General features: G+C 71.7%; 11 protein-coding genes. 4 read left to right on the plus strand and 7 right to left on the minus strand.

Translation table 11 applies throughout. The features are described 5' to 3' along the window. From BLQ91_RS22765 to BLQ91_RS22780, 4 genes are all read right to left on the minus strand, one after another. Positions 1 to 238: leucine zipper domain-containing protein (locus tag BLQ91_RS22765; protein WP_143022772.1), on the minus strand; the 238-nt coding region annotated here is incomplete at its 3' end. Positions 239 to 343: 105 nt separating this feature from the next. Beyond that, positions 344 to 823, minus strand: coding sequence for a hypothetical protein (locus tag BLQ91_RS22770; RefSeq protein ID WP_218130380.1), 480 nt, complete (start codon positions 821 to 823; stop codon positions 344 to 346). 28 nt (positions 824 to 851) lie between these two features. Further along, positions 852 to 2,114, minus strand: a complete 1,263-nt coding sequence (locus tag BLQ91_RS22775) for a sensor histidine kinase (RefSeq protein ID WP_090099610.1) — start codon at positions 2,112 to 2,114, stop codon at positions 852 to 854. Further along, a complete protein-coding gene (locus BLQ91_RS22780) occupies positions 2,111 to 2,779 on the minus strand; it encodes a response regulator transcription factor (RefSeq protein WP_090099992.1) in 669 nt (222 codons plus the stop codon). The genes BLQ91_RS22775 and BLQ91_RS22780 overlap by 4 nt, the downstream gene beginning before the upstream one ends. 80 nt (positions 2,780 to 2,859) lie before the next feature. On the opposite strand from BLQ91_RS22780, the gene BLQ91_RS22785 reads away from it, so the two are divergent. Together BLQ91_RS22785 and BLQ91_RS22790 are read left to right on the plus strand one after the other, a co-directional pair. Further along, positions 2,860 to 3,429, plus strand: coding sequence for a single stranded DNA-binding domain-containing protein (locus tag BLQ91_RS22785; protein WP_090099612.1), 570 nt, complete (start codon positions 2,860 to 2,862; stop codon positions 3,427 to 3,429). A gap of 45 nt (positions 3,430 to 3,474) precedes the next feature. Beyond that, the gene (locus BLQ91_RS22790) at positions 3,475 to 3,936 is read left to right on the plus strand and encodes a hypothetical protein (RefSeq protein ID WP_143022773.1); all 462 of its coding nucleotides are present in this window, start codon (positions 3,475 to 3,477) and stop codon (positions 3,934 to 3,936) included. On the opposite strand, the gene BLQ91_RS22795 is transcribed toward BLQ91_RS22790, so the two are convergent. Both BLQ91_RS22795 and BLQ91_RS22800 read right to left on the minus strand, forming a co-directional pair. Then, positions 3,905 to 4,948 carry a potassium channel family protein gene (locus tag BLQ91_RS22795; RefSeq protein WP_090099617.1) on the minus strand — a complete coding sequence of 348 codons (1,044 nt, stop codon included), beginning with the start codon at positions 4,946 to 4,948 and terminating at the stop codon, positions 3,905 to 3,907. The two genes, BLQ91_RS22790 and BLQ91_RS22795, sit on opposite strands and share 32 nt — an antisense overlap. Further along, entirely contained in the window at positions 4,945 to 6,369 is a 1,425-nt protein-coding gene (locus BLQ91_RS22800) for a M20/M25/M40 family metallo-hydrolase (RefSeq protein ID WP_245733748.1), read from the minus strand. Before BLQ91_RS22800 ends, BLQ91_RS22795 begins: the two co-directional genes overlap by 4 nt. A gap of 62 nt (positions 6,370 to 6,431) precedes the next feature. Here BLQ91_RS22800 and BLQ91_RS22805 point away from each other — a divergent pair, with 62 nt between their 5' ends. Both BLQ91_RS22805 and BLQ91_RS22810 read left to right on the plus strand, forming a co-directional pair. Beyond that, entirely contained in the window at positions 6,432 to 6,812 is a 381-nt protein-coding gene (locus BLQ91_RS22805) for a DoxX family protein (RefSeq protein ID WP_090099622.1), read from the plus strand. A gap of 110 nt (positions 6,813 to 6,922) precedes the next feature. Next, complete coding sequence (locus BLQ91_RS22810; RefSeq protein ID WP_090099624.1) at positions 6,923 to 7,462, plus strand: hypothetical protein; 540 nt, start codon at positions 6,923 to 6,925, stop codon at positions 7,460 to 7,462. A gap of 143 nt (positions 7,463 to 7,605) precedes the next feature. Here the strand turns inward: BLQ91_RS22810 and BLQ91_RS22815 are convergent, their stop codons facing one another. Beyond that, positions 7,606 to 10,971: an ATP-dependent helicase gene (locus BLQ91_RS22815; protein WP_090099626.1), complete on the minus strand. Its 3,366-nt coding sequence runs from the start codon at positions 10,969 to 10,971 to the stop codon at positions 7,606 to 7,608. Between the last annotated feature and the right edge of the window lie 6 nt (positions 10,972 to 10,977).

The following is a 10,977-nucleotide window of genomic DNA, read 5'->3' on the forward strand; positions in this document are numbered from 1 at the left end:
CCGCCACGACCTGACACTCGGTCCCGGCCGAGGTCCGCGACGGCATGTGATGCGGCCGGCTCGACCGATCGGCCAGCCCCGCGGCCCCCTCGTCACGGAATCGGCGGACCCAGCGGTGCGCGCATTGCCGTGAGACACCGAGCTCCTTGGCCACGTGTGCCACCGGTCTGCCGGCGGCGACCCGCGTAACCAGGACCAGGCGTCCATGCACTGTCAGGCGGGCGTTAGCGTGTCCCATCGAGGCCTCCGGCTGTGGTGACTGACTTCGCAATCACCACCGCACCCGGAGGCCTCACCCATGATCAAGCCGACACACCGTCACCAACGTGTTGGCCGAGTACACCTAGCGCAGGTGGGTCCGCTCGTCGACGTGGCGGGTGGGCGTGCCGAGGAACAGCTCGGCGTCGGAAACCGGCCCGTACGCGAGGTTCAGCGTTGTCTGCTCGTAGTTCCAGCCGCCGTCGCGGGGCCGCGCCCAGCGGTGGTTGACCTGCCACCGCACCCACTCGCCGGGTGAGAGCCGCACCGGCGAAGGCCGCACGACCCTGCGCGGCGGAGCCATCATGGTGTCGTGCAGTTGCACGGACAGCACGCCGTCTTCTTCGCGCAGCATGACGTGGACGCGGTCGACCTCCCGGCTCTCCGGCGACCACACGGGCGCGAAGTCCTCCCGCTCCCGCAGCCGCACCTCGTGCACGGCGGGCTTCCGGTGCGGCAGCGCGAACCCGACGGGCACCGAGTTCCTCTTCGCCGACTCAGGCGCTCCCCGGGACTTCTTCGTCCACTCCGCACGCACCCATTGGGCCACCACGTCCAAGTCCACGCGTCGATGAGATCAAACGCGGGCCCGGCTACGTGACAGGATCGACCGAAGGAAGCACCACGCGGAAGGCGGCTCCCCGTTCGGACGGCTCGCACGTCAGCTCGCCGCCGTGCGCCCTGACCACGCCGCGTGCGATGGCGAGCCCGAGTCCCGACCCGCCCGAACGCCGGTCGCGGGCGTCGTCGAGCCGGACCAGCCGGTCGAAGATCCGCTCCCGTTCGGACTCCGGCACCCCGGGTCCGTCGTCGGACACGGTGAACCCGGTCAGGTCCACCCGGATGCGCACCGTCCCCTGTGGACCGGTCGCCTGCCGCGCGTTGTCCACGAGGTTCGCGAGCACCTGCGCGAGCCGTTGGCCGTCGCCCACCACTGCAACCGGGACGCCCTCGGCGGTGATGTCGAAGTCCGGCGCCACGAACCGGGTGCGGGCGACCTCGGCCTCGGCCAGCGCCAGCAGGTCCACCGGCTCGCGCTGCATCTCGTAGCCCGCGTCGAGCTGGGCGAGGGCGAGCAGGTCGTCCACCAGCCGTCCGGCCCGCCGGGCCTCGCGCACCAGCAGGAAGGACATCTGGTCGCGGTCGGGCGAGTCGACGGGGGCCTGCACCAGGGCCTCCGCGACCGCCTGCACCCCGGTGATCGGCGTCCTCAGCTCGTGCGCTGCGTCCGCGACGAACCGCCGGGTGCGTTGCTCGGAGCCCTCCAGCGAGTCGAGCATCCCGTCGAAGGCGGCCGCGGTGCGGCCCAGTTCCGTGTCGGTCCGGGACGGGTTGAGCCGCCCTCCCCGGTGCCCGGCGGCGATGGCCTGGGCCAACGAGGTCATGGCATCCAACGGCGCCAACGCGCGCCGCACCACCACCACGATCAGCAACCCGGTGATCACGATCGCCCCGAGGCCCAGGACCAGCAGCAGCTTGCGCAACCGGTGCTGCGCCTGCGAGATCGCCTCGGTGTCGGCGTAGAGGGTGACCTTGTTGCCACCGACGTTGCGGGTCTTGCGCTCGAACTGCCCCTCGTCCGGCGCGGCGCCGACCACGTTGCCGTTGGGCAGCTCGATGGTGACGTGGACGTTCCGCTTCGACAGCTGGCGCGCGACCTCCCGCGGTGCCATGCCGTTGCGCAACGACACCACCGCGCGCGTCTCGGCGTCGCGCAGCACCCCGTCGACGTCGCGGGAGGACTGACCGGCGAACGTGCGGTCGACCGCGATCACCAGCGCCACGAGCACCAGGAACAGCACCAGCAGCACGGACACGGCGACCCGTCGGCGCAACGAGACCGTGCGGAGGTTCATTCTTCGGCCCGCAGCACGTACCCGAGGCCGCGCACCGTGTGCACGAGCCGTGAGCCGTGTTCTTCGATCTTGCGGCGCACGGCGCTGACGTGGACCTCGACGAGGTTCGGGTCGTAGTCCTCGTAGCCCCACACGGCCGTGAGGATCTGCGTCTTGGAGACCACGCGGCCGCGCTGGGCCGCCAGGTACACCAGCAGCCGCAGTTCGGTGGCGGTCAGCTCGATCGCCTTGTCGGCGCGCAGGACGACCCCCGCGTCGGCGTCCACGACCAGGTCGCCGACCTGCACCGTCGAGGGCGTGCGGCCGAGGCGGCGCAGCACGGCGGACACCCGCGCGACCAGTTCGGCGAGCACGAACGGCTTGCCCACGTAGTCGTCGGCGCCGCTGGAGAGGCCGCGCAGCCGGTCCGGCACGCCGTCGCGCGCGGTCAGCATGACCACGCCGGCCCCGGACGAGCGGCGGACGACCTCGAGCAGCTGGAAGCCGTCGCGGCCGGGCAGCATCACGTCGAGCACGACCAGGTCGGGGCGGAAGCGGCCGAGGTCGGCCTCGAGCTGCCGCCCGTCGAGGCGGTGCTGCACCTCGTACCCGGACTCGCGCAGCGCGGACGACACCGCGGCGCCGATCGCCTCGGCGTCCTCGATCACCAACACCCTGGCGGACACCACACCATTCTGCTGATCACCGGGAGTTCGGGCGACCCGCCTTCAGCTCGCGCTCAGAATGGGCGCGCACCCTGGGGCGCATGTCGAAGAAATCAGCGTGGGCCGGCGCCGTCGTCGCGGCGGTCGGCCTCACCGTGGGCGGCATCGCGGTCGCGACGGCGGCCGAAGGTCCCGACGGTCCCGCGGCGGTGTTCGCGGAACGCCACCCCGGCGGTCCCGGCAAGCCCGGCCGTGCGGACAGGGCGAAGCTCAAGGACAGCACCCTCGTGGTCGGACGGGTCAGGTCGGTCGAGTCCGGCAAGCTCACCATCACCAGGGACGACGGCAGCGAGGTGTCGCTGACCACCGACGGCTCCACGAAGCTGCGCGGCGGCGATCTGGCCGGGCTCAAGGCCGACCAGCGCGTCACCGTGCGCGTCAAGGACGGCAAGGCGCTGGACGTGGCGCTCGCGAAGGCCCAGGAGCGGGGCACGGTCAAGGACGTCAACGGCGACAACGCCACGCTGATCCAGGTGGACGGCCTGCAGACGCCGCTCGACCTGTCCGCGGTGAGCGAGAAGCCGAAGAACGGCGACCTGGTGGCCGTGACCGGGACGGTGACCGACGGCAAGACCATCAAGGTCGACCGGTTGCGGCAGCTGCCCAAGTAAAAACCTGGGCTCCACGCGGGCCGCCCCGTCTGCGAACATCGCACCGTGGCCGTTCCGCGAAGCCCGGACAGATGGGTGTTCATCCTGCTGGTCGTCGGACTGGTCGGGATCGGGGTCGCGGTCGCGCTTCTCGTGCCGCTCAAGGTGCTGGGCGCGACCGAACCCCTGAGACCCGTGGCCGCGACCGTCGTCGAGACGGGGTCGTGCGGGCAGGGCACGGACACCGTCGAGTGGGACGCGAACGGCGAGAAGAAGCAGGCGAAGCTCGACGGCTGCGGCCACACGAAGGGCGAGAAGGTCGAGATCGTGCTGACGGGCGGCGACATGGTCTCGTCCGCCGCCTCGGTCCCGTCCGGCCCGCCGATCACGAGCCGCCTCACCGCGCTGCTGCTGTGCCTCGCAGCGCTGGCGGGCGGCTTCTACGCGTTCCTCTTCCGCTACGCGCCCCTGCGCGCGCCGGCCGTGCTGCCGGTCCCTACTCCTCGCCGGGCGGGGTCACCTTCTTGACGTAGAGCAGCCGGTCGCCGGGCTCGATCGCGTCGGCCTCCGGGGCGTCCACCCGGTAGAGCGTCTTGCCCCGCACCACGCCGAGCACTATGTCGGGCAGGTGCCGCGGCGACCCGCCGATCTCGCCGGGCTCCACGTCCCGTTCGGAGATCGCGAGACCCGCGTCGGGCGTGAGCAGGTCCTCCACCATCGCCACCACCGACGGCGTCGCCGTGGCCATGCCGAGCAGGCGGCCCGCCGTCTCCGACGACACCACCACGGAGTCCGCGCCGGACTGCTTGAGCAGGTGCTCGTTCTCCCGTTCCCGCACCGACGCCACGATCTGCGCCTTGGGGGCGAGCTCGCGGGCGGTCAACGTGACCAGCACCGCCGTGTCGTCCCGGTTCGGGGCGACGACGATCGCGCGCGCCCGTGCCGCACCTGCGACCCGCAGCACGTCGTTGCGCGTACCGGAGCCGTGCACCGTGACGAGCCCGATCGCGGACGCCGCGTCGAGCGACTCCTGCACGGTGTCGACGACGACGATCGAGCCGGGCTCGACACCGTCCCCGAGCAGCGCCGCGACCGCGGAGCGCCCCTTGGTGCCATAACCCACGACCACCACGTGGTCCCGCACGACCCGCCTCCACTTCTGAATCCGCAACGCCTGACGGGAGCGTTCGGTGAGAACTTCGAGTGTCGTGCCGACCAGCACGATCAGGAACAGGACCCGCAACGGCGTGATGACCAGGACGTTGATCAACCTGGCCGACGACGACGCGGGCGTGATGTCGCCGTAGCCGGTCGTCGAGAGTGACACCGTCGCGTAGTAGAACGCGTCGAGCAGTGACACCCCGTCCTCGTTGACGTCGCGGTAGCCGTCGCGGTCCAGGTAGACGATCAACACCGCGAGCAGCAGCGCCGCCATGGCGCCGATGACGCGTTTCAGGATGGCGCGGACCGGGCTCTGCACCTGGTCCGGCATCCTGATCACGCCGACGAGCGAGTGCGCCGCTTCGTCAGTCAGGCTCATCGAGTCAACCTCTTCGCGATGTCCGCTTGGGCGAGGATCCGCCACAGGTGAGCTGCCGCCTCCGCACCCTTGAGGAGCAACGGCACCACTACGCGCTCGTTCGGAGCGTGGACGCGATCATCCGGCAAGGTCGCGCCGAGGTACACCAGGGGCACCCCTGCCAACGCCTGCAGCAGTGCCGCGGGCCCCGAGCCGCCCGCCCGCGCGAACCGGACGGGCTCGTCGAAAGCGAGCGACATGGCCTCGACGACCGCCTCGTTGGCGGGGTCGTCCGGGCGGATCGCGTACGGCGGCACGCCCTCGCCGCGCAGGCCGACCTCGGACCGGATGCCCGGTGGCGTGTGCTCGCGGACGAACTCCCGCAACTGGACCGCGACCTTGTCGGGGTGCTGGTCGGGCACCAGCCGGAAGCTGATCTTCGCCGTGGCGGAGGCCGGGATGATCGTCTTGAAGCCGGGGCCGGTGTAGCCGCCGCTGATGCCGTTGACCTCGGCGGTGGGCCGCACCCAGATCCGCTCGAGCGTCGTGTAGCCCGGTTCGCCCTGGGTCGCCCGCGCCCCGCCGCCGTTGTTCGCGAGCCACCTCTCCTCGTCGAACGGCAGCGAGGCGTAGTCCTCCCGTTCCTGCGCGGTCGGTTCGCGGACGTCGTCGTAGAAGCCTTCGAGCCGGACCCGGTGGTCGTCGTCGTGCAACGCGGCGACGAGTTTCGCGAGCGCCGTGGCGGGGTTGGGAATGGCGCCGCCGGCCCGTCCGGAATGCACGTCGTCGGTGCCGCCGTAGAACGTGACCTCCGCGCCGAGAACACCTCTTTGACCGGTGTTCACCGTCGGCGCGTCGCGTTCGTGCAATGCGGTGTCGGTGAACACCACGAGATCACAGGAGAGCTGGTCCTCGTGATCTTCGAGGAGCTTCCGCAGGTGCGGGGAACCCGATTCCTCCTCGCCCTCGACGAAGAGCTTCAGCGTGACCGCCGGCGCACTCCGCCCGGTCGCCGCCAGGTGCGCCTTCAGCCCGAGCAGGTGCATGGCGACCTGCCCCTTGTCGTCGCTGGCGCCGCGGCCCAGGAGCTCGTCGCCGCTGATCACGGGCTCGAACGGCGGGTGGTCCCAGCGCTCGACGGGGTCGACGGGCTGCACGTCGTGGTGCCCGTAGACGAGCACGGTCGGTGCCCGCGGGTCCTCGGCCGGCCAGCACGCGAACACCGCGGGCAGCGCCGGCCCGTGGTCCCAGACCTCGACCTCCGGCCACCCGTCCTCGCGCAGCCGGTCCCGCAGCCACCCGGCGGACTCGTGCACGTCAGCGTGGTGCCGAGGATCGACGCCGATGCTCGGGATCCGGACCCACTCGCACAGCCGGGCCACGAAGGAATCGGTCAGCGCGGCCACAGCGGCGCGTTCGGGATGACGAGAATCACCTGCCACGCCCGTGGAGAATAGGCCAGCCCAGCCTCGCCTACGCGGCGTAGGCATGACAGGGTGACCGCATGGAACAGAACCGTTCCCGAGCGCGGTCGGCGCTGGCGCTCGCCGCACTGCTCGGCCTGGCCGGGACAACCCACTTCACCAGGCCGAAGTTCTACGACGCGGTCGTCCCGCGCTCCCTGCCCGGCACCCCGAGGCAGTGGACCTACGCGTCCGGCGCGGCCGAACTGGCCGTGGCGACCGCGGTCGCCGTGCCCCGCACCCGCCGCCTCGGCGGGTTCGCCGCTTTCGCGCTGTTCATCGCCGTGTTCCCGGCAAACGTGAAAATGGCTCTGGACTTCCGCGACAAGTCGCCCCGAGCCCGCGCAATCGCCTACGGCCGCCTGCCGCTGCAGATCCCCCTCGTCGTCTGGGCGTGGAAAGTCGCGAAAGCCGCACCATGACCACCCCGGGGCAATCCTCGGCACCGGGCAATCCCTGACACCGGGCAATCCCTGACGAAGCGCCCCGCAAACGCTGTCATTTTCCGCGCGAGGAACCCTAGGATGCGCCTGTGCACACGCTCCTTCAGCGCGCCGCGACCGCGCTAGGCTGGGACGGAGTCGTCGTACCCGACGTCACCGTCCTGGGCCAGCAGGTGTCCGCGGTAGTGCGCTTGCTGCCGGAAGTGCACGAGTGGAGAACCCAGAACGGCTGGCCCCCGAGAGCCGACCCGTCCTGGTTCCGCTCCTGGTTCGAACCGGCCGCACACGACCGCCTCCCGGTGGCCGCGGTGGAACTGGTCGGCGTCCTGGTGAGCGAGTCCACGACAGACCGCGCCCTCCAGTCGTGCGGCACCCTCCTGACCCTGGCCCCGTGCGCCGTGATGCTCCCCCGCACCGACGAATCCCTGGCCTGGTCGTACATCGAGCTCGACTACTACGGCATCGGCGTCGTGGTGGCCGGCGACATGTCGGTGGACCTGATGGTGCCGCCGGAGGACAGGTCACCCGAGTTCGGGCCTTCGCTGTTCGGGCGGTGGCTGCTCGAGGTGTTGTACGAGCGGGTGCTCAAGGCTTCGCACGCGCCTGCGGAGAGCAGTTCGCAGGGGTGAGGCGGTCTGCTGGGATGAGACGGCCGGCCGCGGTGAAGCCGCCGCCTGTGAACAGCTCTCGATCAGACCCTCGCTCCGGCTCATGACGTGATCTTCCAGCTCACCGCCATCCCCCTGGCACCACACCCGCCGCGGTTCGCGCGTCACGATCCCACCGAGCGGATCAGGTCCTTCAGCCCCTGCTCGTCCAACAGGTCCGCCGGCCGCACCGTCACGTCGTGCCGCACGTAGTGGAAAGCCGCCCGCACGCGCTCCAGAGGTTCGCTGACGAGCGCCGCCCAAGCCAGCCGATACGCGGCGAGCTGCACCGACAGCGCGGGCAGGGCCTCGTCGTCCGGCACCGCGCCCGTCTTCCAGTCGACGACGGTCCAGCCGTCCGGGTCGCGGTAGACGGCGTCCATGCGGCCTCGCACCGAGATGCCGTCGAACTCCGCCTCGAACGGCACCTCCACGTCTTGCGGGGTGCGGTCTGCCCAGGTGCTGGCGAGGAACGACTCCTTCAGGCGTTCCAGGTCCGCGTCCGGGGCGGCGTCGGCGTCGCCGGCTCCCGGTAGTTCGTCGAGGTCGAGCAGGCGGGTGGCGCCGAAGCGGTTCTCCAGCCACGTGTGGAAGGCGGTGCCTCGGCGGGCCAGCGGGTTCGGTGGGAACGGCAGCGGGCGGCGCAGGCGGCGGGCCAGTTGGTCCGGGTCCTTGGCCAGTTCCACCAACTGCGAGACGGAGAGGTGGTCCGGGAGGGCCACCTGTTCCCGGCGGTTCTGGTTGGCGGCGCGTTCGGCCAGCAGCACGTCGACGTCGCGGGCCCAGCCTTCCGGGTCCTCGTCCTCGGGCATTTCGGGGTCGTCGGGGACCACGTCGTCGGGGAGCGGTTCGGGCTCCGGCGGGAAGTCGTCGTCCGGTGGCTCGTCGGCGGGGGGCGGGTAGTCCTCGTCGGTCAGGTCGGCGGAGGTCTCGGGGGACTCGAACACCAGCGGCAACGGCTCCGGTGGGGCGTTGCGCAGGGCGTCCAGGGCCGCGAGGACCATCGAGGCGCCTTCGACGACGGCGTCGCGGCGCTTGCCCAGGGGGTCGGCGGGCCAGATGGACGACTTCACGTCCTCGGCGAGCGGGTTCGGGGTGTCGGGTTCGGGCTCGGGGGCCCACACCGAGATGTCGCCGGGCGGGTTGTCGCGTTGCAGGACCTCGTGCATCTCCCGCAAGAAGACCGACGGGCCCTTCGGCTTGTCACCGGCCTCGGCCCACCAGTGGCCGGACATGAGCAGGCTGTGCTCGGCCCTGGTCACGCCGACGTAGAACAGGCGGCGTTCCTCGACGAGGCGGCGGTCCTCGAACTCCTCGGCGTGGATGGTCAGCGCCTCGTCGACCTCTTTGCGGTTGAAGCCGGCGGACAGCTTCAGCACCGGCAGGTCGGCCGAGTCGCCGCGCAGGGGGGCGGGGAGCTCGGTCACGGACTTGAGCCAGCACGAGGACTTCTTGCGGCCGGGGAACACGTCGCGGACCAGGTGCGGCAGCGCGACGATCCTCCACTCCAGACCCTTCGCGGAGTGGACGGTGAGGATCTGCACGCGGTCCTCGGAGACCTCGACCTCGCCCGGTTCCAGGCCGTCCTCGGCGTGTTCGGCGGTGTAGAGGTAGTCGAGCAGCGACGGGAGTGTCGCGGACGGCGAGGCGGCGGCGAAGTCCATGACGACGTCGGAGAAGGCGTCGAGGTGGGCGCGGCCGACCATGCCGGGGCGTGACATCGACTCGATGTCGAGCAGCAGGGTGCGTTCGACGTCGGCGACCAGTTCGGGCAGCGGCTGGTCGAGCCTGCGCCGCAACGCCGCGAGCTCGCCGCCGAGCCGCCGGATGCGCCGGTAGCCGTCGGGTGAGTAGGAGTCGGGGTCGCCGGGGTCGTCCAGGGCGTCGGCGAGGCCTGCCTGTTCGGCGTGTTCGCCGGGCAGGGCGTCCGCCAGCACCAGCAGCGGATCGTCCACAACGGACTGTCGTGGTGCGACACCGGCCAGCTCTCGCGCGCGGGACCACAGGGCGGCCAGGTCGACGGCGGCGAGGCGCCAGCGGGAGCCGGTGAGCAGGCGGGCCGCGGCGGTGCCGGCCAGCGGGTCGACCAGCACCCGCAGCGCCGACACCAGGTCGCGCACCTCGGGTTCGTCGAGCAGGCCGCCGAGGCCGACGACCTCGACCGGCAGGCCTCTTTCGCGCAGCGCCGACGCGATGGCCGCCATGTCCGAACGGCGCCGCACGAGCACGGCGGCCGTGGGCGGCACGCCTTCGGCGTCGAGGTGCGCTTCCCATTGCGCCGCGACGTTGTCCGCCATCCAGTCGAGCTCGGCGCGGATGTCGGTGTGCAGGGCCAGGCGCACGTCACCGGGCCCGGCACCCGGCCGGGCGCGCAGCTCCTCGACGTCCAGGCCGGCTTCCCGCAGCGGCAGCGACACGGCGTTGGCGAGCTCGAGGACCTCGGGCGGGTTGCGGAAGCTGGTCAGCAGGCCGTACTTGCGGGTCGGCGGGAAGTCGTCGGCGAAGCGCGGCAGGTTCGCGGCCGACGCCCCGCGCCAGCCGTAGATGGCCTGCGCCGGGTCGCCCACGGACGTGACCGGCATCGGCGTGCCGAGCCCGAACAGCGACCGCAGCAGCACGCGCTGCGCGTGCCCGGTGTCCTGGTACTCGTCGAGCAGCACCGCGCCGTACCGCTCGCGCTCCCCCGACGACACCTCCTCGAAGGCGGCCAGCTGGGCGGCGAGCGACATCTGGTCCGCGAAGTCCAGGGCGGCTTCTTTGCGCTTGCGCTGCTGGTACGCCTCCAGCAACGGCAGCAGGGCGATCCGCAACCGTTGTGCCGCAACGATTTCCTTGAGCTTCTCCGGCAACGCGTCGCGCTGGCGGGGTGCGCGCGGCGCGTTCTCGATCAACGCGCACAGCTCCGAGGCGTGCGCCTGCAACGCCTCGGGCGTCACGAGGTGCTCGCCCAGCTCACCGGCCAGCGACAGCAGGTAGCCGGTGATCGTCGCCGGCACCTTGTCGGTGTCGAGGTCGCGCGCCCACGTCGACACCACGCGGTGCGCGAGCTGCCACGACGCCGTCTCGGTCAGCAGCCGCACGCCGGGTTCCACCGGCAGCCGCAGGCCGTGCTCGGTCACGAGCCGTCCCGCGTACGCGTGGTAGGTGAGCACGACGGGCTCGCCGGTCAGCACGGCCATCTTGCGCTCGCCGCTGGGGTCGAGCTCGTCGAGCAGCGACGACCCGGCCAGCCGGCGCAGACGGGCGCGCACGCGGTCGGCGAGCTGGCGGGCGGCCTTGCGCGTGAAGGTGAGGCCCAGCACGCGGTCGGGCAGCACGAGACCGTTCGCGACCAGCCACACCACGCGGGCGGCCATCGTCTCGGTCTTGCCCGCGCCCGCACCCGCCATGACCAGCGCGGGCTGCGCGGGTGCGGCGATGACCTCGGCCTGCTCGGGGGTCGGTTTGTTCAGCCCGAGCGCCTCAGCGATCTCGAACGGGCTGACGGTCACCGTGAC

This window comes from Lentzea jiangxiensis (genome assembly GCF_900104175.1).
Taxonomy (GTDB): domain Bacteria; phylum Actinomycetota; class Actinomycetes; order Mycobacteriales; family Pseudonocardiaceae; genus Lentzea; species Lentzea jiangxiensis.